General features: G+C 32.7%; 23 protein-coding genes. 11 read left to right on the forward strand and 12 right to left on the reverse strand.

Annotated features, from left to right (window positions below):
- Nucleotides 1–217 precede the first annotated feature (217 nt).
- From JR053_RS03190 to JR053_RS03200, 3 genes are all read right to left on the reverse strand, one after another.
- A complete protein-coding gene (locus tag JR053_RS03190) occupies nt 218–748 on the reverse strand; it encodes a head-tail connector protein (RefSeq protein ID WP_010401151.1) in 531 nt (176 codons plus the stop codon).
- A 102-nt stretch (nt 749–850) separates the two neighbouring features.
- Nucleotides 851–1,144 carry a hypothetical protein gene (locus JR053_RS03195; RefSeq protein WP_139686435.1) on the reverse strand — a complete coding sequence of 98 codons (294 nt, stop codon included), beginning with the start codon at nt 1,142–1,144 and terminating at the stop codon, nt 851–853.
- Nucleotides 1,145–1,300: 156 nt separating this feature from the next.
- On the reverse strand, nt 1,301–1,468 hold the full coding sequence (locus JR053_RS03200) for a hypothetical protein (RefSeq protein WP_012481715.1): 168 nt from the start codon (nt 1,466–1,468) through the stop codon (nt 1,301–1,303).
- Nucleotides 1,469–1,776: 308 nt separating this feature from the next.
- On the opposite strand from JR053_RS03200, the gene dut reads away from it, so the two are divergent.
- The 3 genes from dut (at nt 1,777) to JR053_RS03215 (ending at nt 3,215) form a co-directional block, all read left to right on the forward strand.
- Nucleotides 1,777–2,238, forward strand: a complete 462-nt coding sequence (gene dut, locus JR053_RS03205) for a dUTP diphosphatase (RefSeq protein ID WP_010401148.1) — start codon at nt 1,777–1,779, stop codon at nt 2,236–2,238.
- 79 nt (nt 2,239–2,317) lie between these two features.
- Nucleotides 2,318–2,950: a hypothetical protein gene (locus JR053_RS03210; protein ID WP_416603530.1), complete on the forward strand. Its 633-nt coding sequence runs from the start codon at nt 2,318–2,320 to the stop codon at nt 2,948–2,950.
- A gap of 106 nt (nt 2,951–3,056) precedes the next feature.
- Nucleotides 3,057–3,215: a hypothetical protein gene (locus JR053_RS03215; protein WP_416603532.1), complete on the forward strand. Its 159-nt coding sequence runs from the start codon at nt 3,057–3,059 to the stop codon at nt 3,213–3,215.
- Between the two features lie 107 nt (nt 3,216–3,322).
- Here the strand turns inward: JR053_RS03215 and nusB are convergent, their stop codons facing one another.
- The 3 genes from nusB to yidC are packed head-to-tail and all read right to left on the reverse strand — an operon-like array spanning nt 3,323 to nt 5,920.
- Entirely contained in the window at nt 3,323–3,805 is a 483-nt protein-coding gene (nusB, locus tag JR053_RS03220) for a transcription antitermination factor NusB (protein WP_006014794.1), read from the reverse strand.
- The gene (locus JR053_RS03225; RefSeq protein ID WP_007302797.1) at nt 3,805–4,233 is read right to left on the reverse strand and encodes a 6,7-dimethyl-8-ribityllumazine synthase; all 429 of its coding nucleotides are present in this window, start codon (nt 4,231–4,233) and stop codon (nt 3,805–3,807) included. Before JR053_RS03225 ends, nusB begins: the two co-directional genes overlap by 1 nt.
- Nucleotides 4,211–5,920: a membrane protein insertase YidC gene (gene yidC / locus JR053_RS03230; protein ID WP_007302796.1), complete on the reverse strand. Its 1,710-nt coding sequence runs from the start codon at nt 5,918–5,920 to the stop codon at nt 4,211–4,213. The genes JR053_RS03225 and yidC overlap by 23 nt, the downstream gene beginning before the upstream one ends.
- 113 nt (nt 5,921–6,033) lie before the next feature.
- Here yidC and JR053_RS03235 point away from each other — a divergent pair, with 113 nt between their 5' ends.
- The gene (locus JR053_RS03235) at nt 6,034–6,558 is read left to right on the forward strand and encodes a TIGR02281 family clan AA aspartic protease (protein ID WP_010401102.1); all 525 of its coding nucleotides are present in this window, start codon (nt 6,034–6,036) and stop codon (nt 6,556–6,558) included.
- A 5-nt stretch (nt 6,559–6,563) separates the two neighbouring features.
- Here the strand turns inward: JR053_RS03235 and secF are convergent, their stop codons facing one another.
- Both secF and dnaA read right to left on the reverse strand, forming a co-directional pair.
- Nucleotides 6,564–7,439, reverse strand: a complete 876-nt coding sequence (gene secF, locus JR053_RS03240) for a protein translocase subunit SecF (protein WP_010401100.1) — start codon at nt 7,437–7,439, stop codon at nt 6,564–6,566.
- 157 nt (nt 7,440–7,596) lie between these two features.
- The gene (dnaA, locus tag JR053_RS03245; RefSeq protein WP_012481713.1) at nt 7,597–8,979 is read right to left on the reverse strand and encodes a chromosomal replication initiator protein DnaA; all 1,383 of its coding nucleotides are present in this window, start codon (nt 8,977–8,979) and stop codon (nt 7,597–7,599) included.
- A gap of 326 nt (nt 8,980–9,305) precedes the next feature.
- On the opposite strand from dnaA, the gene JR053_RS03250 reads away from it, so the two are divergent.
- Nucleotides 9,306–10,043 carry a type I glutamate--ammonia ligase gene (locus JR053_RS03250; protein WP_007302792.1) on the forward strand — a complete coding sequence of 246 codons (738 nt, stop codon included), beginning with the start codon at nt 9,306–9,308 and terminating at the stop codon, nt 10,041–10,043.
- A 3-nt stretch (nt 10,044–10,046) separates the two neighbouring features.
- Here the strand turns inward: JR053_RS03250 and JR053_RS03255 are convergent, their stop codons facing one another.
- Nucleotides 10,047–10,697: a hypothetical protein gene (locus tag JR053_RS03255; RefSeq protein WP_063631240.1), complete on the reverse strand. Its 651-nt coding sequence runs from the start codon at nt 10,695–10,697 to the stop codon at nt 10,047–10,049.
- 161 nt (nt 10,698–10,858) lie between these two features.
- Here JR053_RS03255 and JR053_RS03260 point away from each other — a divergent pair, with 161 nt between their 5' ends.
- The 6 genes from JR053_RS03260 to JR053_RS03285 all read left to right on the forward strand — a co-directional run bounded on the left by JR053_RS03260 (nt 10,859) and on the right by JR053_RS03285 (nt 19,285).
- Nucleotides 10,859–13,933, forward strand: a complete 3,075-nt coding sequence (locus JR053_RS03260; protein WP_416603547.1) for an efflux RND transporter permease subunit — start codon at nt 10,859–10,861, stop codon at nt 13,931–13,933.
- 87 nt (nt 13,934–14,020) lie between these two features.
- A complete protein-coding gene (nusA, locus tag JR053_RS03265; RefSeq protein ID WP_010407241.1) occupies nt 14,021–15,574 on the forward strand; it encodes a transcription termination factor NusA in 1,554 nt (517 codons plus the stop codon).
- Between the two features lie 7 nt (nt 15,575–15,581).
- Complete coding sequence (gene infB / locus JR053_RS03270) at nt 15,582–17,903, forward strand: translation initiation factor IF-2 (protein WP_010407239.1); 2,322 nt, start codon at nt 15,582–15,584, stop codon at nt 17,901–17,903.
- A gap of 9 nt (nt 17,904–17,912) precedes the next feature.
- Nucleotides 17,913–18,263 carry a ribosome-binding factor A gene (locus tag JR053_RS03275; RefSeq protein WP_006015187.1) on the forward strand — a complete coding sequence of 117 codons (351 nt, stop codon included), beginning with the start codon at nt 17,913–17,915 and terminating at the stop codon, nt 18,261–18,263.
- Between the two features lie 3 nt (nt 18,264–18,266).
- Nucleotides 18,267–19,154 carry a 4-hydroxybenzoate octaprenyltransferase gene (gene ubiA, locus JR053_RS03280; RefSeq protein WP_029237698.1) on the forward strand — a complete coding sequence of 296 codons (888 nt, stop codon included), beginning with the start codon at nt 18,267–18,269 and terminating at the stop codon, nt 19,152–19,154.
- A complete protein-coding gene (locus JR053_RS03285) occupies nt 19,154–19,285 on the forward strand; it encodes a hypothetical protein (RefSeq protein ID WP_416603539.1) in 132 nt (43 codons plus the stop codon). The genes ubiA and JR053_RS03285 overlap by 1 nt, the downstream gene beginning before the upstream one ends.
- A 367-nt stretch (nt 19,286–19,652) precedes the next feature.
- Here the strand turns inward: JR053_RS03285 and JR053_RS03290 are convergent, their stop codons facing one another.
- The 3 genes from JR053_RS03290 to JR053_RS03300 all read right to left on the reverse strand — a co-directional run.
- Nucleotides 19,653–21,146 (reverse strand): ankyrin repeat domain-containing protein, encoded by a 1,494-nt coding sequence (locus JR053_RS03290; RefSeq protein ID WP_416603541.1) that lies wholly within the window; start codon nt 21,144–21,146, stop codon nt 19,653–19,655.
- Nucleotides 21,147–21,622: 476 nt separating this feature from the next.
- Entirely contained in the window at nt 21,623–22,648 is a 1,026-nt protein-coding gene (locus tag JR053_RS03295) for an ankyrin repeat domain-containing protein (protein WP_416603543.1), read from the reverse strand.
- Nucleotides 22,649–22,716: 68 nt separating this feature from the next.
- On the reverse strand, nt 22,717–23,301 hold a 585-nt coding region (locus JR053_RS03300; RefSeq protein ID WP_416603545.1), incomplete at its 5' end, for a hypothetical protein.

A 23,301-nucleotide genomic window follows, 5' to 3' on the forward strand; every position in this document is an offset into this window, starting at 1 on the left:
TCTTACTTTGTTTGCTTGTCAGATCAAGTCTAAACTATTACAAATTAAGTTACAATTTTTGTACAGTAAGCACTGGAATCCAGTTTTCTTAACCAAAAACACTTCATTCTATAATGCAAAACCCATACTCACAAAACCCAATTCATTACTCGCAATCTTGATCCAAGTACTGGTATGACACCATCTGTTGTATCTGCTATTGAATGACAAACAGGAACTACAAAACAACCTTTGGTTCGCGAAATGGAGAATACACCTTCTTTACCTCAGATAAATGGCTACTTACTTCTGATTCACGATTTTTATAGAGAGCAGAAACATGCTGCATAATACCTAGCTTTATTTGCTCAGGAACGCTGTCATAGCCAGCTTCGTATACAACATCAGCCCTTATTATGTTCAAATAATTGAAAAATTCAATATAGCTTCCTATATCACTAAAATAATAACTAAGTTTTCTATTCTTATCAGTAGCCAATATTATTTTATTCACAGGACCATAGCTTAAATATATTCTACGAGGTATATAACCTTCATATGAAACTTGCCACGTTTGCTTTACTAGAGACTTTTCCATATGCCACTGAGCATAATCAGTTGCCATAAAAATAAAACTTGAAATCAACTTATCATCTTGATCATTTTCAATTCGTAAAAAAGATTTAACCTCTCCTAAAGTTACTGGAAAAGATTTAGGCTTAGACTTACGTTGTATATTTATAATTGGATACTTTAGTCTTGTTGACATAACAACCCTCCTTTTCTATATATAGCTAAAATAAGTAAGACTTATCCATAAAAAGTCTTACTTATTTTAGTTATCACTTAATATTAAATTGCAGCAGCAACTCTATCGTACAAGTATATTGAGAAGAGAACGTATTAACGCTGTTTCTCCTTTTTTATTGATCAAGTTTACTAAGCCAGATTTTAGTAGATTGACATTCTGAGAATGAATGTTATTGAAAGTGGAGTTTATTTCTTTAGCAAGTAGACTGCGAAATTTCTGCACACTTTCATATGCGATATTTTCAAGTTCATGTGCAAACTTATCTTGAGCTACAGCTGATATGTCTTCAACTTTCTCATTGAACTCTTCTAGCTTTCTTTCCTTACCTTTAAAATTTTTTGCAAAAGTTTTCATATTAATTGGCCTCAACTATTCTTGTAATTATAATGACAATAAAAAGACTACCGAAGTAAAAAATTAGCACTACAATACTGCAAACAACAGCAGCACACCAAACCGGTTCACTTTATAGCGTAAATTCAAGTATGTCATTCAAGTAGCCCTTTTTTGTCATCCCAGTGCCCAGACACTGGGATCTAAGTTGCTCACAAGCAAACTAGCATAGAAAGGTGGTACAACGTTTTCGATGAGATTGCAGAAAGGCTGGATTCCAGCATCAAGTGCTGGAATGACACCCTCTATATAAACGTTAAGAAATTTACTAATAAAAAAAGGCAAAAGCGTTAGCTAGTTGTTACTCTCTCATCCTAAAAATTGGCGTTCTATACTGTATTTAAACATTTTATAAGCCCGCTTCAGCTTATATTAGGTAGAAATTATTGTGAAGACATAAAGTGCACATAGCGGAAAGATTTATAAGACGCCAACTGTATAATACTTTTGTCGTTTAATCTGAACAGATTGAAGGTAATAAAACACTTTGAATTTTATAGTAAGGAAGCTGAAAGATTTGTCAAGTAGTTTTCTTATCTTTTACAGGCATAATTTACATGCTACAATCAAATTTTCATAACTGGTGAATAAAAATGCAAAGAGATAAAATTAAAGTAGAAATAAAAAAGTTATCACATGGCAAAAGCTTGCCTCTTCCCTGTTATGCAACTATGCAGAGTGCTGGCATGGATCTTTATGCTGCATTGGACGACTCTATTATTTTAAATCCACTTGAAAGGTTACTTATTCCAACTGGCATTGTGATTGCAATACCAAACGGTTTTGAAGGACAAGTTCGCCCACGTTCTGGGCTTGCTGCAAAACATGGAATCACTGTCTTAAATTCTCCGGGCACTATAGACTCCGATTATAGAGGTGAAGTTAAAGTTTGCCTAATCAATCTAAGTAATCAGCCATATGAAATAAAAAGAGGAGATAGAATCACACAAATCCTCATCACTCCTGTATCTCAGGTAATTTGGGATGACAGAGAAGAATTCTGCACAGAAGAAACCGTCCGCAATGAAGGGGGCTTTGGATCAAGCGGTAGGTAGTTTTTTATATGTAAGTTGACTGTATTGATTTTTTGATATATAATATTAATATATTATTAACTTATTTTAAGAGGAAATTATGTCAATTTTTAAAAACCACCGTCACAAAACAAACATTGCACTTGTAGCGCTTACTTCTCTGTATGTTATAGGCACAGCAGTAGCACTTTCAACACCGTATTGGGTGTCTTCAACTTCGATTTTAGCGCCAATTGCAGTTTTTGCAGCTACACCACTTGGAATAAGTGTTTTAGCATTTGCTGCTGTTGCACTGGCTAGTTTAGCAATATATTCCATGACTAAAACTCCGGTAGTTTCTATTATAAAAAAGACAGGAGATCTATTTGTGAAAGTAAAAGATGAAGATTTTGAGTATATCAAAAAATACAACAAAAATAAGGATCAAAATGGCAGTATTATCCCCTATGAGTATCTTATATATTTTAGCTTAGAAAGTAAAAGTTACTACATTACTGCTACAAGTAAGGAAATGAATAACAATGATGGATTATTAAAGATAAATTCATTAGGAAGAAAAAATGATAAATGTGAGTATGAATTAATACATGAATATGAAAAAAAGTTAAAAACGTTAGGTTTAGACTCTGAAGAAAATGATGATAAAGAACTAATCATTACACTTGTGCCAAGCTCAATTGTTAAATCATCAAAAGTTGAACAACAAGAGGAAGGAAAATCATTAAAAAATTAAGTATAAAAGAGGCAGACTAAATAAGTCTGCCCTTCACTTTTTAGTGTTAGGTTACTTAAGCTTATTATAGAAGCTGTCTCAAAGTATCCGTTCAGATGCATGACTAATGTGTAAATATCGAAGCAAAAGTGGTGTCATCCCAGTGCTTGACACTGGGATCCAGTTTTCTTTACCAAAAGTGTTTCATTCTATAACGCAAAATCCATACTTACCAAACCGAATGCATTACTTGCAATCTCGATCCCAGTGTCAAGCACTGGGATGACAGAAAAAGGAGCACTGCCATCATATTGGATAACACCATTTATTTCTATAGCTGTCTTTTCTATCTTATTTTGCCACCCTACTGAACGAATACCTTACGAGAAGTTACTAAGGATTTTTATTTAATCTGACTGCATCCTTTACCTTATCTAACAACCCATTAATAAAGCCAATTTTGTTTGGAGCATCAAGTAAATCAGATGCAATGTTAGTATATTCATTAATAACAATTGGTGCTGGTGTATCAAAATCAATTAACTCACATACTGCAATACGCAAAATAGATAAGCTTATAAGATTTAATCGTGAAAGTGACCAGCTTGGGTGTAAATAAGACTCTATTATTTTATCATATTCTTCACTGCTTTTTATAACCTTACATAACAAGTTTTCTAAGAACTGATGTTCAAATTCTTCACATTCAAATATATCTTTCAACGTACTTATGTAGTCCTTAAGCTCACAATTTTCCAATTTAAAAGTGCTTTTGTTGTAACTTACAAAAATATTTGAATAAGCAATTTGTACAGCAAGAAATCTTGCCGTACTTCTTTTTATGCGCCACTTTTTATCTACTGGTTTTTCCTCCATTATTTTAATTTATTGTGTAGATCTATCATATGCAAAACAGTTGAGGCTGCATGGCCACCAACGTTCTTTTTATTTTTGTCAGCTCTAATTAGTGCTTTATCTTTACTATCTGCTGTGATTATTCCCATACCAAGAGGTATTGCATGATGCATAACAATTGCATTTAAGCCTTCGATTACTCCTTTACAAACGTATTTATAATGATCAGTTTCACCACGAATTACACATCCAAGAGCTAAATAACCATCATAATTAGTATTCTTGCCTTTGACCGCAAAAAGAATTGCAGCTGGTATCTCAAACGTACCAGGCGCTTTAATTATCTCGTAACCAATATTATTTCCTTTGAATTTATCAGTTGCACCCTCAAGCAAAAGGTTTGCTATTTCAGTATAATAAACTGAATTAACTATTAGTATTTTCGACATTCATTCCTACTTTTCTTGTTAAAAGCAACTTTATTAATGATTGTTGAACCAGAGTTATAATATTACTAAATATCCAATATATTACCAGGCCGGCAGGAAAAGAAGAAAAAATAAAGACAGAAATGTAAGGTAAAAACTTCATAACATTTACTTGAATATCATCTTTACTGGTTTGATCTTTCTCACTTAGCTTCTGCTGAATTATCATGGTAGCGCCGAAAATTATAGGTAAAATGCCTATAGAAATAGGAAAGTTATAATTAAACAACCCAAATAATGTAAAAATGTTTGTTGGATCAGAAGCTGAAAGATCCTTAATCCATAAATAAAAAGGGGCGTGTCTCATCTCTATAGTAACAAATAATACTTTATACAGAGCAAAAAATACTGGTATTTGTATGAGCATAGGGAAAATGCTCGACATTGGATTTACATTGTTTCTCTTGAACAACGCAATTGTCTCTTTGTGCTGCTTTAAGCTGTCATTTTTGTACAACTCTTTTATACGAGTTAATTCAGGCTGCAGGCTTTTCACCTTGAACATCGAAATATATGATCTATTAGATAAGGGAAGCATCAAAAGTTTGATTACTAAAGTTAGCAATAATATTGCTAAGCCAAAATTTTTCAAAACAAAGTTAAAATATTCAAGCAGTAAAAACACTGGCTTGGTTATAAAATAAAGTACACCAAAATCTACAGCCTTATCAAATAAAGGTATATTAAGAGTGTCTTTATAAGAATCAAGTAAATTCAACTTCTTTGCCCCAGCAAAAAAGTAGTTCAGAGTAGAAACACTTGCACCAGGGAGTATGTGTTTGTAAGGTTTAACAAAATCTACTTGAAACTTATCAATGTTATTAACATTCGTATGCTTAATACTTACATTTATTTGATCAGATTTTTCAGGTATGATAGCTGTAAACCAATATTTATCAGCAAAACCAAACCAACTTTTTTCACTTGTGCTGGCCTTTATTAAACGTTTCTTGGAAATATCCTTATATGTCCACTCCTCTAGTTTATTGTTAAATGCACCTAGTACTCCTTCATGTGATATCCAATAGGATTCGTTAATATTATCACGTTTACGATTGATTTTACCATAGGGAACCAAAACTACATTATCTTTTGTATTGTTTTCAATAATTTGCTCAACTTTAAACATGTAGTTATCGTCAAGGCTAATTTTCATTCTAAATAAAATGCCATTTTCATTATCCCAAAATAAATTGACCTCTTTTTGATTGAGTTTATCTGCTTGCCATACTGTTTTAGAATCTGGAACTTTAATCTTTTCATTCGGATCGAGCCACCCAAATTCTGCGAAATATACATCTTTTGATTCTGCAGGTGACAGTAACACCACTTGTGGAGAAGAAGAACTCGGTTCTAAGTGGTAGTTAGTTAAGATTAAGTCATCAAACCTTGCACCTTTCAGAGAAATTGATCCTTCAAGCATGTTATTGGTTAAATTAACTCTCTGTTCTCTAGTAGAATTAATAATTTCAGAACGATTTTGGTATATCATAGGAGCAAGGTCGTTAGAAGATTCGATATGTTCAATATTTTCAATCGATGGTTGGCTTTGGCTCGTGTTAAGAAAATTATCATAAATAATATGCCATAATACTATAATCAATATAGAAAGAATTGTTGCTAAAATTAAATTTTTTGCTTCTGACATGAAATTAAATCGAACATACCTCCTTAAAGTATATATTAAATATTGTACTAAAACAATAAAATTTACTTATTTTTAATAATAGCTTTTAACGCTAATCTTAAAAATTTACTCTTATGGCTTCAAATTTTAATAATATGAATGCAGCAAAAAATCTAGTTATTTGGCTACTGATAATAGTCATTACTGCAATGTTTATTGATTCACAAGGGGATAAACTAAGCAATAGGTTTCTGAGCACTTTTCTACCGTACAAAGGAAGGGTTCAAAATGGCGGAAGTATTGAATTTACAAAGTCATACGATGGACACTTTTATATTCAAGCTCAAGTCAATGATCGTAATATAACGTTTTTGCTTGATACCGGAGCAACTGATATTGTTCTATCGCAAAAAGATGCGTTACATGCTGGTATTAACTTACAAAACATTCAAGACTTTAAAATATATGAAACTGCAAAAGGTCAAATAAAAGCTGGAGTGGTTCAAATACCTCAAGTTAAAATAGGAAATTTTTTAATTAATGATGTGCACGCTAGTGTTAATACTCACTCTATGTCCCATTCATTACTTGGTATGAGCTTTTTGAGATATTTTCATTTCACTATTAGGGATAACAAGCTAATATTATATCGTAGTTAAACGTTCTATACTCTACTTATCAACGCTCTGCAGGTCAATATAGGAGCAGAGATAAATATTGCGGAACAGGTGCCGATTGCAATGCCAAAAGAAATGATTAAGCAGAAGTCTCTGACCACACCTGTACAAATCAGCACTAAAGGAAGAGCGGCAAGAAGAGTAGTACCTGAAGTTAACATAGTGCGAAATAGCGTCGAATTAATGCTGGCATCAACTACTTCACCTATTTTTGCATTTTTTCCACTTTTTTGATACTCTCGAATCCGATCATATATAACCACTGAGTTATTGATTGAGTAGCCAATTACGGTAAGGAGAGCTGCAACTGATGAAATATTAAACTCAATACTCGTTAAACTGATAAAGCCAAGAGTTAAAATCACATCATGGATCAGTGCCATTATTCCACCAAGTCCACACTGCCAGTTAAATCTAAGCCAAACATAAAAAAATATTCCAATAATTGCAATTAACATGGCTGATATCCCTTCAAATATCTGCGTTGAGCCTATTTGTGGACCAACATAATCTATTTTGCGATAAGTTACTAAATTACCTAATTTGCTCTCTAATATACTTTTAACCTTTTTAATTTTATCTTCATCTCCCTCATCTTTAAACCGCACAACTAAGTTATCACCAGCTTTTGAACTCTGTATCGTAAATCCACTCTCTTTTAATATACCGAGAATAGCATCATCCTTGCTTGAAGATTTTATCTCTATCAAAATTCCACCTGTAAAGTCTATACCCAAATTCATTCCTCGCAGCATAAAAGTAAGCATTGAAAAAATGATAAGAATAACGCTAACAAGTGCTGTCAAATTTCTATATTTACTAAATTTTATATCAAGATTATCTGGAATAAGTCTAATTGCCATATTTCCTACTTAAATTGTGATTTTATATACTTTTTAAGCAATCGACTAGCTATTTTCTCTTAGCTTATACTAATAATGATCTTTGATTTACTTAATCTACTTGAAAAAGATATTTGATCAAAAAAATGAAAACAGCCTGGTTGTCATTAATAAAGTGCTACTTAAACATCTTTTTTAATCGATTGATTTCATCAGCAAATTTTGGGTCAGTTCTTATGAAATTTTCCACTTGTTTGACTGCGTGTATAACAGTAGCATGATCTCTACCACCAAAATTTCTTCCAATATCTGGTAAACTTTTTTGCGTAAACTTCTTTGCGAAATACATAGCTATTTGTCTCGGCCTCGCAAGACTGCGGAGCCTTCTATTAGATTGCATATCTGCAATCTTTATATTGAAAAATTCAGCTATTTTTTTCTGTATTTCTTCTATTGTGATTGACCTATGATTTGACCTAAGAAGATCAATTAGGGTCTCACTAGCTGATTCTACTGTCATGCTTCTTCCAATTAAAGAGGTATGAGCAACCTTATTTAAGGCTCCTTCTAGTTCTCTTATATTGGATTTTATATTCCTTGCCAAAAATTCTAGGACATCCTTTGGAACATACATATTCATTCGTTCCACTTTCGCCTGCAATATACCAAGTCTTAATTCAAAAGTTGTTTCATTAATATCTGCAACTAATCCCCAACCAAGTCGTGATTTTATTCTTTCTTCTACTCCATCAAGATCACTAGGAGACCTATCAGCTGATATAACCAATTGTTTATTTTGGTCTATCAATGCATTGAAAGTGTGAAAAAATTCTTCTTGTGTACTATCTTTACCACTGATAAATTGCACATCATCTACCATCAATACATCTACTGATCTAAATTGCTCTTTAAATAACATAATATCTTTGCTCCGCAGCGCCGTAATATATTGATACATAAATTTCTCTGCTGATAAATATACCACTTTTCTTTTTGCTGACGGAGAATTAACTATGTCCCAAGCTATAGCATGCATTAAATGTGTTTTACCAAGTCCCACTCCACCATATAGAAATAAAGGGTTGCTTCCTGATATTGGATCTATAGATTCCGCTACACGCTTTGCCGCTGTAAATGCTAACTCATTTGACTTTCCTACCACAAAATTATCAAAAGTGAATCTGGTATCTAGTGGTGAACCAAGATTATGATTATTTTCCTCTCTATTTTTTAGTATCGTATTAGAATTTGAATTTCTTTCTTCAATTAATTGAATATCAATAGAACATACACTTTGATCTTCGCTTTGCCATAATGACAATATTTTTTCCATGTAGTGAACTGTAATCCACTCCTTTATAAATCTTGTTGGTACAGACAACAAAACTTCTCCATTTCTGTTGCTGATAAATCTTAGTGAACTCAGCCAGCTGTTATATGTTGCTTCTCCATAGAGATTATGGAGATAATTTTGGATTTTTTCCCAAGTAACATTGTGGTCCGTTACTGTAATAATCTGATCAAAAAACATAGTAGAAACCTTAGGGTTAGTTAAGTTCATATACCACACCAAGAAAGAACAATAATCAGAAAGATGCAAGATAATCAATAGCTTACTGTAAGATAAAAAGCTAACACTACTTAATACATATCTAAAATTATGAGGATTTTTTGACGAGTTGTAAAGAGTATAAAAGCACTAAAATTGATCATTTTTTTGAAATAAAAACAATCAATTTGTAAATGTCGCTTGTACCGAGGATTAGAAGTATGTTATTAAAAAATAGTAATATATTATGTATAAATAAGATATTAAATTTACTGATAAATAAGTAAAGTACTTGTATAAATATAGCTGATTTAGTATAAATTTATTGAAGTAAATTTGTGATTATATTAAGTAATTTGAGTCATAATACTGTATTCGGTATTGAACTGGAGTTTTACACTGAGGGAATAAAAAAAGAATATTTATTTCTGAATAGCATCAAAAATAAAATAGCTTCTCTTGGATTTTTTTGTGAGAAAGAGAGTTCTTTAAACCAATACGAGATAAAAAGTGATTGTTATACGAGTCCTGATAATTTAATTATGCATTTTGAGTTAGTAAAAAAATTACTGATTGGAACAGCACAAGAGTTCGATGGTAATGTTTCTTTTAAAGCAAAACCTTATTTGGATAGAGCAGGCAGCGCACTAAATGTACATGTTAGCCTCATGGATTCAAATAATAATAACTTATTTTATGGCAATAAGCAAAAATATAGTGACCACCTGATTCACAGCATAGGTGGATTATGTGCAATGATGAAAAAACATATGTTGTTTTTTGCTCCAAATGATGATTCATATTTAAGATTTCAGTACCCAGATATTCATACTCCAACTACGATTAGTTGGGGAGTGAATAACAGAACTGCTGCGATAAGAATTCCCTATTTTGGCAACGATTCCAAAAGATGCCGCCTAGAGCACCGTGTTCCTGGAGCAGATTGTAACCTTGAAAAAGTACTCACAGCAATAATTGAAGGTATAGTTTTTGGTATAGAGAACAAAATTGCTCCGCCAAATAGAGTGTATGGCATTGCATCTGATCCTCAATATAAGATGGAGAGTTTGATATAGCAACTACCTGTTAAACCCTAACCCATTAAACTCCTTTGAGGTAATTGGCCATTCTAGCACTTTCCTCACATCATTATTTACATTCCCATACTGTAATAGCAAGTCTGCAGCAGATAGTTTCTGCGTACTTTTAGATGATCCAAGCCCTATATTGGTAAGGTTGCTCGGTGGCTGCTCAGGAAGTGGATTACCAAGTGCATCCATGTGTTTAGGTAAAGGTTCCATAACAATATTTGTAGCACTAGAAACGAAATGACTATCTGTAGTATCAGCACTTTTAGAAAGTGAATTACCTTTGAAATCCATATGTTTAGGTAGTCCATTTTTCATTTCTTCTTCTGCTCTTTTATTTTTTAATTCTTCTTCTAGCTCAGTTTCAGTTCTTTTTGGTTCTTTTACGGTATCTTTTTCTTCACCTTCATCAACACTGCTATACCCTTCATCTTCTGACATATCATCAGTTTTAACAGACTTAGCTCCTGCTTTATTAAGCAATGAAAGTAATGCGTAAGTAACTGCAGCAGCAGTAACTATAATGGCTATCTTTGCAGCAATGTGAATCACTGTTAAAAATACTAAAGTTGATGAAACACCAACCAACCCAGATACGATCACTTTATTCTTGCCTTCTGTCACACTTAAAACTGCTACCATAATAATCCCTCAAATACCATACTAAAGTCATATTATATAGAAATTTTCTTACGCTTGCAAAATTGTAAAAATTTTAATCATTTACATAAAGCTATATAAGGATTAATTAATATATAATTTATCTTAGCTATAATATGATGTAAATACGTATAATGTCCGGAATGAAAAGCTTAATTATAGAGAGGAATAGAACAGTAATATTATTGCTTATCGTGATTTTTACCTTCGGCTCATACACTTATATAAAAATGCCAAGAGAAAGCAATCCTGATATACAGATTCCTATAATTAGCGTATTTGTCGGGTTTCCTGGTATTTCTGTCGAGGATAGTGAAAAGCTATTAGTGCTTCCTATAGAAAATGAACTAAGATCCATCGAAGGTGTAAAAGAATTGAGAGCTTTTGCAACTAATGATGGTGCTCACATGATACTCGAATTTAGAACAGAGTATGATAATAAAGAAGTGCTCGATAATGTCCGTTCAAAGCTTTTAAACATAAAATCAAAATTACCTATTGAAGCAGAATCTCCAATAATCAATGAAATAAACTTGAGCTTATTTCCGATACTAAACGTTGGCTTGATTGGTAATTTGCCGGAAAGAACTTTAACTGAAATAGCACGCAAACTAAAGAAAGAAATAGAATCTCTGCCAAATGTTCTTAAAGTTGAAGTAGCAGGTATGCGTAAAGAAACAGTGGAAGTTATAATTGAGCCCACAGTTCTAACAAAATATAACATTCAATCAAATGAGATATTTCAAGCTATATCAAACAACAACAGATTGGTAGGAGCCGGATCACTAGAAAATGATACCGGTAAATATTCGATTAAAATATCAGGGTTATTAAAAGACATAGAAGATATTATGAATATTCCTATTAGATCTCAAAGTGATGCAGTTTTGAGAATCAAAGATATAGCAAAAGTATACCTTGGGTTTGAGGATCACCAAGGATTTGCTCGTATTAATGGACTACCTAGCATTGTACTAGAAATTTCAAAACGTAATGGAAAAAACATAATAGACACGGTAAATCAAGTAAAATACTTAATGGACAAAGCAAAAGATCAATTACCTGAAAATTTAAAAGTAGTTTATTTGAATGACCAGTCAAAAAATGTACGTGATGTGCTTGACGACTTGGAAAATGGTATAATATTTGCCGTATTACTAATATTAACCATAATAATGCTCTTTATGGGAACAAGGGCTGCTATTCTTGTTGCACTATCAATACCTGGCTCCTTTCTAATAGGAATAATGGCTCTTTACCTCATGGGTATTACTCTAAATATAGTTGTGCTCTTCAGTTTAATTATGGCAGTTGGCATGCTGGTTGATGATGCAATTGTAATCAGCGAATATGCTGATAGAAAGATGATTTGTGGCATGGATAAAGTAGAAGCCTTTTGCACCTCAGTTCATGATATGTTCTATCCAGTTTTATCATCAACATTGACTAAATTAGCAGTGTTTTTCCCTCTGTTACTCTGGCCCGATACAGTCGGTAAATTTATGCAGTACATACCAATTACAATAATTCTAACTTTAACTGGATCGCTAATTATGGCTTTGGTTTTTATACCAACACTTGGTGCAATATTTGGTAAACCTTCCATAACTTCAAAAAAAGAAATAATAAGAATGAGTGCTATAGAAAGTGGTGAGATAAAAAATACTGGGCTTATAATAAGAACTTATGTACGTATGTTAGAGAAAGTCTTAGATCACCCCAAAAAATTTGTATGTGTTGTTGTGTTTGTTTTATTTTTGTCTAGTATATTATATTTTACTTTTGGTCCTGGATTAAAGTTCTTTCCGAATGTAGATTCAGATAACATTTTAATCAGCGTTAAAGTAAAAGAAAGCTTATCAGCCAAAGAACGAGATTTGATACTTAAGAAAGTAGAAGAACGTATTTTGGGTGTTGAAAAGAAAATTTATGTTTTTTATGCTCGATCAGGAAAATTTTCAGACAACATTATTGCCAAAATTCAATTGGAACTTGTAGATTGGCGCTGCAGGCGCAAAGCTACGCAAATACTAAATGATATAAGGAGTAGTGTACAAAACATAAAAGGAGTAATAATTGATGTACAGGAACAAAAGTCAGGACCATCAGCTGACAAGCCAATACAAATTAACTTAAGCGGAAGTGCATCCAACTTGAATTCAGTAGCAGAGAAAATCCTAAAAATTATGGACCAACCTTCATCTGGATTTATAAATATTCAAGATAGTAGATCAGCACCTGAAATAGAGTGGAATATGAGTATTGATAAGAGTAAGGCTACAAGCTCTGGAGTAAGTGTTGCAACCATCGGTGATTTTATAAAGATGGTTACAAATGGAGTATTAATTGGAAAATATAGACCAAATAACGCAGATGAAGAAATTGATATTGTACTACGCTTTCCCAGAAAGAATCGCAACATGAAAACTATAGATAACCTTTTTATTAATACAGCAAATGGACCATATTCTATGAGTAGCATAGTGAAATACGTTCCCGAAAAAAAGGCAAATAAACTAAGTAGGATTGATGGATCACGCACAGTAACAATCTCTGCTGACGTTGATACTGGCTATCTTGTTGATGAAAGAGTTAAGTTCATTCAAAATTCGATTACTCAAGACTGTAGTAAAGGAGTAAAGATTGATTTCAAAGGTGATAAGGAAGATCAACAAAAATCAGGAGCATTTTTATTAAAGGCTTTTATATTAGCAATTACATTGATGATATTGGTGCTAGTGGCACAGTTTAACAACATATACTATACATTTATCGTAATGACAGCAGTGTTTTTATCAACAACATGTGTATTTTTCATTTTCTTTCTTATTCAGAAAGTTTTTGTAGTTGTCATGTGTGGAGTGGGGATAATTGCTTTAGCAGGAATTATAGTGAATAATAATATACTATTGCTTGATGCCTTTCATCAGCAAATTAAGGTGCGCAAAAATAACATTAAGCAATGTATAATAAACGCTTCAATTTCTCGCATCAGGCCAATACTACTTACCGTTGCAACTACAGTTCTTGGTTTAATACCGATGATTACTAGGTTAAATATCAGTTTTTTTACGCTACAAATCACATATGATGCTCCATCAAGCCAGTGGTGGGTTGATATTTCAGCAACCATAGCAAGTGGAATATTGGCTGCAACGGTCTTAACTTTATTCTTTACTCCGGCATTGCTTATCATACAAAGACATGAAAAAACTTGACTTAAATTAGCAATCATTTAACATTTAAGATAGCGTTCTTTACCTGTTGAAGCTATAATTATAACTAATTAAATTGGATTTATTTATATGATTGCTAATCGTAAAAGCAGTGTTAAGCAGAAAAGCAACAAGAATAACATAGTTGGAAGCCTTGATGTAATAAAAACAGCGGGAGAGCTCTCACTTCAAAAAGGTTTGGATTTTAATATTATAATAAATGCACTTAAAAGTGCTATCGAAGCAGTAGCTCAACAAAAGTATGGTAGCAAAAGTAAAATTGTAGTTAATATAGATAGAAACACAGGCAAAGTTACCTCATATAGACAACTAAAAGTCATTAATGATGAATCAAATGAAAATGAGTGTGACTTAATTAAGTTGACACAAGCTAAGTTAATAAAAGAAGATGCAAAAGTTGGAGATACTATTAGTGAGTTGATTTCTCTTAACACTGATCTTGTTTCAGCAAGAATTGCCCAGCAAAAGATTTCTGAAATAATCAAAAATGAAGAGTTAAAAAAGCAATATGAGGAATTTAAAGATAAGGTAGGAGAAATGAGGTATGGCATCGTTAAACAAGTAGAATATTCAGATCTTATTATAGACATAAACGGAATTGGAGCATACCTCCCTTTACGAAACTTAATTGGTGGTGAGTCATTTCGTGAAGGCGATAAGGTTAAAGCTTACATACAGGCTGTTAAGCGCTCTGACGATGGACGTCAAATCATTCTTTCTAGGACTCATGAAGGCTTTTTAGAGGCATTGTTGAATCAAGAAGTACCAGAAGTTGCTGACGGATTGATAACAATTAAAGGTATAGCTAGAGACGCTGGTTCAAGATCTAAAGTTGCTGTTTTTTCATCTGATAAGAATATCGATCCAGTAGGTGCTTGCGTTGGAGTTAAAGGAGATAGAATAAAAACTATTATACACGAATTAAACGGTGAAAAAATCGACGTCATACATTACTCATCAGATTTGGGTCAATTTGTTATTAAAGCCATTACTCCTGCAGAAGTATCAAAGGTCATTATTGACGAAAATGAAAATTGTATAGAGTTAATAGTTGCTGAAGATCAATTGAGTTTAGCTATAGGAAAAAAGGGTCAGAATGTAAGATTAGCTTCAGAGCTTGTTGGATGGAAAATTGAGATATTAAGCACTCAGCAAGAATCAGAAAGAAGAAACAAAGAATTTAGTCAATGTTCAGTTTTATTTGCTGAAGCTTTAAACTTAGAAGAGATTATGGGCCAATTATTGGTAACAGAAGGTTTTTCAAGTGTAGAAGATATATCTAACACTTCAATTAAGGAACTTGCTTCAATAGAGGGCTTCAATGAAGATATTGCAAATGAACTTCATAATAGAGCAAATAATTACCTGAAAGCAGAGAATGATAGAAAAATAGAAGAGCTAAAAAATTTAGGTATGGAAGACGATGTAATCAACTTAGCCTTATCAATAGATAATAAAATTGCTCTTAGTAAACATAATATTAAAACTTTAGAGGACATAGCAGATTTATCAAATTATGAGTTTTGTAGCATACTCTCTTCCTCAACTAATAATAAAGACAATCTAAAAGATACAGCAGATTTAATAATCATAGAAGCACGTAAAAAGCTTGGATTAATATAAAAACAATATGAATAATGAAGATATCAGTAATAAAAAATTAACCCTACAAGGCTTAAGCAAGCTTAAATTAGACATTAATTTAAACTCTTTAGATAGTCAAAGTACTGGTACTACAATAGTAAAAAAAAGAAGAAAAATTCATTCTGCAGAAGAATATAGTTTATTTGACGAGAGTAAATTAGGCTCTTTAACTGAAAAAGAACAAATTTCCCGCATTAATGCTGTACAGAATGCTACTTTGCTGAAAGAAAGGAATCAGAGAGAACAAGAAGAGAAAATAAAAAAAGAAGAAAGCAATCAAGAAGCTGAAGATAAAAATGAATCACACTCTGTACCTAAAGAAATAAATAAGGAAGTTTTAAGTAATACTAACTCAGTTGAACAAAAAGAAGATAGTATTGAATATGAGAACAATGATAAAAAGTCTTTTAAAGCTAGCAAAGATATATACTCTAAGCATTCTAAGCTAGTAATTACACAGGCAATAGATGAAAGAAATGAACACCTCCCTGTATTTAAGCAAAAATTTGGTATAAGAAGTAAACAATCAAAGTTTACTAAGGGTAAAAATATAGCAAGAGAAGTTATTATACCAGACAAAATAACTATCAGGGAGTTATCTATTCGTATGGCAGAAGATAGCAAGAGTGTGCTAAAAATGCTCAAAGAAGAAGTTGGGGAGAGCTATAGAGTAGATGATCTAGTAGATCCAGATATAGCATGCGAAATAGCAAAAAAATTTAATCATACGGCTAAACGAGTAAGTGATGCTGATAAAGAAAAGAATTTACTCTTCATAAGCAACAGAGAAAACTTACCTAAAAGACCAAAACCACCTATCGTTACTTTTATGGGACATGTGGATCATGGTAAAACATCATTGCTTGATGCATTTCGTGAATCCAATGTTGCAGAAAGAGAGTCAGGTGGCATCACTCAACATATAGGTGCTTATCAATTAACGACAAAAAATAAGCAAAAAATTACTTTCATTGATACACCAGGGCATGAGGCGTTTACTGCAATGCGTGCACGTGGTGCCAATATTACTAATATAGTTGTGATAGTAGTTGCAGCTGATGATGGAATCATGAAACAAACAGTTGAAGCAATAAACCATGCAAAAGCAGCAAATGTCTCTATTATAGTTGCCATTAATAAAATTGATAAATCACAACCTGGCGATGTAGAAAGAATAATTAATAGTTTGCCTCAGTATGACCTCATCCCCGAAGAACTTGGTGGTGATGTTATAATTGTGCCAGTATCAGCAAAAAAGAAAATCAACTTAGATAAACTAGAAGAGGCAATTTTATTAATTGCTGAATTAATGACGCTAGAAGGAATAGAGGATTGTCGAGCACTTGGATGGGTAATAGAGTCCAAAATAGATAAAGCTAAAGGAATATCAGCTACATTAATAGTTGAAGAAGGAACATTAAAGATTGGTGATATATTGATAGTTGGTACAACATACAGCAAAGTACGCAGTATGATTAATCACCTTGGTCAAAGAGAAAAAGCGTCACTACCTTCTACTCCAGTTGAAGTTACTGGTTTAAATGGTGTACCAAATGCTGGAGATAAATTTGTTGTTGTAAACTCTGAAAGGCAGGCTCGTGAAATTGTTGAATACAGGTTAGAATTAATCAAGAAAAAGCAAGAAGATTTAGACGACAGTAATTTAGATATATTCAGTCGTAATGATAGTGAAACAGAAGAACTATCTGTAGTTTTAAAGTGCGATGTCACTGGTTCTATTGAAGCAATATCAAGCTCAATTGATAAGCTTGGTAAAGAGCAAGTGAAATTAAATATTCTACACAAAGCAGTAGGAGGAGTAACAGATTCAGATATGCTGCTTGCAGAAGCATCAAGCGCAGTAATTTTAGCTTTTAATGTAAAAGTGGATTCAAAAATAAGAGAATTAGCAAAACAAAAAGGTATAGAAATACATACTTACAATATAATATATGAGCTTATTGAAGACATGAGGATGTATCTAACTAAAATGTTAAAGCCTGTTACACGAGAGGTTCGTGTTGGTTCTGCATCTGTAAGGCAAATATTTAATGCATCCAAAGCCGGTAATATAATCGGATGTTATGTCACTGATGGAGTTATAAAAAAAGATTCTTTAATTAAGGTAGTACGTGGCAGCAAATTGGTGCATGAAGGAAAGTTAAAAGCACTACGTAGATTTAAAGATGATGTTAAAGAAGTGGGTGTAAATTTTGAATGCGGAATATCCCTAGAGGGTAATATCGATATTAAAGTTGGAGACATTTTGGAAGCTTATCAATTAGTGCAAGAAGAAAGGACGTTATAGTAGTTGAATATGAAAAAGGAAATTAGAAATCTAAAAGTAGCATCGGTATTACACAGGGCAATATCAAAAGTCTTAATGGAAGGTAATGTTCTTAATGAAAAAGTAGTAGTATCTGATGTAAAGCTAAGCAAAGATTTGAAGAAAGCAGATGTATATATTGTGTTATCTTCATTAAACATCCAAAATGATAATGATGATATCAGCACTGTTGTTAATGAAATGAACCAATCTGCATGGTCAATACGTAAATCTATATTGTGTTATGTTGATTTGCGATTTATACCTGAGTTAGTTTTTAAGCCTGATTTAGCATTCGATAATTTTGTCAATGTAAGCAAAATATTACATAATCACACTTAATTAATGTATTTCAACCATTATTTCTCATTAATGAGAATACACAGTTTAACAGGTTTATGGCTTGCGCTATTTCCTAGCTTAAGCGGCATTCTTTTAGCCTCAACTTCTCTATCGTATCAAGCTCTTTTTCTCCTTGTTTTGTTTACTATAGGTGCATTTTTAATGAGACCCGCAGGGTGCATAATCAATGATATCTTCGATAGAGAAATAGATGCGCACGTTGAACGAACAAAATATAGGCCACTTGCAAGTGGTGCATTAAACATAAAGCAGGCTTTGGCTTTACTTTCACTGTTACTGTCTATTGCCCTGTTAATCTTATTATTAACCAATAAAACTACTCTTATACTTGGAATAATTTCAATGTGCATGATAGTTATCTACCCCTTGCTAAAGCGTTACGTTTGGTGGCCACAATTGTTTTTAGGGTTTACTTTCAACATGGGATCACTCATGGGTTCAGCAGCAATAACAAACCAGATTAGCATAGAATCCTTGCTATTTTATATAGGATGCGTCTTTTGGACGCTTAGTTATGATACTATATACGCTCATCAAGATAAAAAAGATGATGAGAAATTAGGAATGAAATCTACTGCATTATATTTTGGCAATACAACAAAATCTTGGTTGAAAAGATTTTATTTAATATCCTTAATGGCATGGTTGTACGCTGGTATACTATCATCATTAAATAACATCTTTTATATTGCTTTACTTGCCATAGGATTCATATTTCACCACCAACACAAAAATTTCAATCCAGACGATTCTAATCAATGCATGTCCATATTTAAAAATAATTCCCAGATAGGACTCCTGCTCTTTTTCGGTATCCTTTTAGATAGAATTCTAAATTCTACTTTTGTATCCGTTCAGATGCATGGCTAATGTGTAAATATCGAAGCAAAAATGTTGTCATTCCAGTGTCAAGTGCTGGGATGACAGAGAAAGCATCATATTGGAATGACACCATTTATTTCTATGGCTGTCTTTTCTACCTTATTTTGTCACCCTGCTGAACGGATTCTACTTTTTAGAACATATCTTGAAAGGAAATCAGGAAGATAATATGATAGGATCAGTAAAAAATATATCCAGGTGATGTAAGTGACAAAGAATGGAAATTTCTTGAGCCAAGAGTTGCACAAGGTGTGGCCAAGAAAGCACAAAATAAGCAATTATTAATGTTATACAATACATAATGAAAGGTATTTGCCAGTAGAGCAAAAGATTTTCCTCTATGGAAGACAGTGTATGATTATTTTTTTAGGTGGCGTAATAGTCACACATTGCTTGAATGCATACAAAATAAAGGCTGGTGTGCCCATTGATGTTATAAGATCAAATTACCAACCTTTTACTAGATGAAATCAAAAAGCTAAGGAATTAAGCCTTACCTTGATTTATTAAACCTCTATCCTGAATTAAATGACCTTGAACAGAAGTATTACTTAAATAACTTTGAGGCTCTAAGTTTATTTGCTGTTCTTCAACTTCTAATGTACTATCTCTATTGTGTAATATCTGTTGCATTGATTGATTTACTATTAAATCTAGTTCCTTATTAAATATAACCATAAATTTGTTAAACTTCTTTGGACTTAACTTACCTGCTTCTCTATCGTGGCATGCTTGCTCTACATATGAGTTTAAAACTCCTGAAATGTCATTAAACTTACCACCCGTGATTTTTGCAGTAACCTCTTTCTGCATTTCTACACAATCAATATTTAACCGATGCATTGATATCCCAATTTTTAATGCAGCTTGCTCTACTACTTTCTCAAATTCCTCTATAATATTTAATGCATAGCCCTGTGCTTCTAATGGTGATATAGACTGAACTACTGTGGAAATATACTTCTGACCTGTGATTTTCCTTATAAATACATCTAATAAAAGAAGTATACCGTTGTTATCAATACCTTGAACTGTAATAGCTTTAGAAGGTTCCATACTTATAGCTGCCTTAAAAGGAGAAGAAACAAACTGAAAAATACCTTTAATAGTATCTACCGTAGTGTAAGCAAAAATATTGATAAATGAAGATGGCTTACTTGTTCCGCTTGTAACTCCTATTTTATCAGGACCTATCTTATCATTTTGCAACGAATTTTCATCTTCTTGTGCAATACTGAGGCGATTATGGACACGTGTTGATAGGGAGCTGCTTTCTTCTTGCAAGTTAAGATGTTGGGTGATTTCTTCATTTCTTCTTATTCTTTCTTCTAGAAGGTTTCGTATTTCTAAGCTGTTTTCTTCATTAAGCGTATTTGCTACGGCTAAAGCTCCTCTAGCATCAACATAATCACTTTTATCAAGAATGAGCTTAACTACACCCAAATTGCCACGAGCAGCTGCAGTATGCAAAGGTGTCCAACCATTCTCATCTTTAGCGTTAACATTAGCACGCTTATTTATAAAAAGACCAGCTACTTGTAAATTATCATGAAGAGCAGCCCAGTGCAGAGGAGTAGCGCCATCATTGTTCTTAGCATTAACATTGGCTCCTTTCTCTATAAGCTTTTCTGCTGTACCTAAGCAACCATTAAAAAAAGCAGCATAGTGCAGAGGGACATTGTCATATTTATTCTTCTCATTAACATTAGCCCCTTTCTCTATAAGCTTTTCTACTATACTGACATTCTGATTAAGAGCAGCCCAGTGCAGAGGAGTAGCGCCATGATTATTCTTAGCATTAATATCAGCTCCTCTCTCTATAAGCTTTTCTACTACCTGTAATTTATCTGCAAGAACAGCTAAATGTAGAGGAGTATTGCCTCTATTGTCCCTGGCATTAACATCATCCCCTTTATTGATAAGATCCGCAACTTGATTAGCATCTCCACTACGTACAGCAGCAAATAATTCATTAATCATTTAACCCTCGATAAAAACCACTCAATTTCAAAGTAAGAAAAAAATCTTTTTCTGAATAAAACAGCTACCTCATAATATAAAGAAAAATATTTTCACTATCATATTTATTATACATAAAAAATTAATAGCTCAATATACTTTTCATAAAATACTCCATCTCTAAAACTTGTCAATCCCTATTTAGAAGTTTTTTTGATAATCTTTAATGAAAGTTCTTAACGAATTAATACTGACTTAATAGTATATATTACTAAAAATTTAAATAAAACAACCATTCCCAACAACTAAAACCGGCTAGTGAGAGAAGAGTTCGTTTTGGGATGGATTGGTCTGTTGCTGGAACTCAAGAACTGCTGCAAAAGGAAAGCCCCAGTTTTTATGGTAATTATGATATTAAAAAATCACGTTTAAAAATACTTTATACAAGTGAGAAACACCTCTTTTTGTTTTTGCAGCAGGTCTCCATGTATCCCTCTTTAATTAAGAGACTGACTAGCTCCTTGAGTTTGTTCAGTGTTTGGGTGATGAAGATTGCTGTTTACACCCTCGTTTCCAATTGTCTCTACAAACGCCTGTAATTTTAGTTTAGGAGCGTACCTCTTTTCAACATTAAAGTCTACAAAGTAAACTAGTGTATTATTTCGGACTCCTACTCTTTCTTCTTTAAAGTCATTTTTGTGCACCTCAAAAAATCTCTCCATGCCAAAGAATTTCGCCTTTTGAAAATCATATCTATAATGTGTTGATAGAAAATCCACCAATGGTTTATTATTGTGCAGGAAAATTTCTTTTTTTACTTCATCAGCCTTATTAATTAAAATATGTGCATATTCTGGATATAGCTTTTTTAAATTCTCTTCATTATCAAATTCATTACGTACGTTTTCATTTTGCTCCCATATGCCAGCCATTTTATTAACGTCATTTTCCCTCAAAAAGTCATATAGTGACTTATTTCTTTCTTTAATCTTTTTAACTTCTTCTTCACAATTTTTAAGATGCTGTAAATAATTGTTATACCTCTCGGTTGAAGTGGTTATAAATTCATTTTTCTTTTGTAAATTTTCCTCACTTACATATAAGCCAGCAACTTCTAGTCTTGCTATGTGATTTAGTATAACCTCACAAATATCTGTAAAGCCTATTTCAGTAGCCCAATGCAAAGGAGTTTTTTTATTCTTATCTTTTGCATTAATATCTGCCCCTAAGTCTATTAGAACTTTTATTATATCTGTAACGTTTCCATAGAAAGACATAATAGAAGTAAACAAAGGAGTCCATCCACATCTGTCTACTGAATTCACATCAGCTCCATCTTCTATTAGAACTTTTACTTCCTTTGTAGATAATCTTTGAGCAGCATGATGCAAAGGAGTTCGTTCATCCTTATCTTTTGCATTAATATCTGCTCCAGCTTTTATCAATCTCACAAATTCCTTCATATTTAGTGTTCTAACAGCATCCAAAAGTTCTGTTGATTTCGTTTCTTCTAGTTCTACCACTCAATACATACAAACTTTTCTTTATATTAATTTATTTTTTGATTTGACACACTTTTTTGAATGTTTTCTCAACATTTCATTACCTTCTCTCTTTCTCCATTTCCTGGCTCAATATTTACACATGACATTTTTCTTTGAGGATGCCTTGATAGTGGTTTATACCCAGAAGGTCCTGGCTGTGATTTTGATAAATCTTCTATTGCCTCAAATTTTCTCTTTCTCTCTTGATAAGATTCATCTACTTCTTGACGGGTACTGGAAGGGAAAAGGTTTGACTGCACTGTATCAAGCATTTCCTTACTATTATAGTTTATCACAGCTTCAAGACACATCCTTTTGAACTCCTCAGAAGAATATTCATGGCTCTCAATTATATGGGAAGAAAGCATTTTATGATTATAAGCTGCTAACATTGCATATTGTTCTTTTGGTGATCCTGCTTTATCTAATAGAAATTCTAACACTTCAATATCAACTTCAGCAGCAGCTTCTCTAAATGCTTCATAATTATTGGCCGCCAACATTGCATGTCGTTTTTCTGGCGATCCTACTTTATCTAATAGAAATTCTAATACTTTAATGTCAACATGAACAGTATTTACCCTAAACTGTAATAGTTTAGACTTGATCTGACAGGCATGAATTAACTGACA

Origin of the sequence: Wolbachia endosymbiont of Nasonia vitripennis (assembly GCF_048054115.1) — a bacterium.
In the GTDB taxonomy this organism is placed as follows: Bacteria; Pseudomonadota; Alphaproteobacteria; order Rickettsiales; family Anaplasmataceae; genus Wolbachia.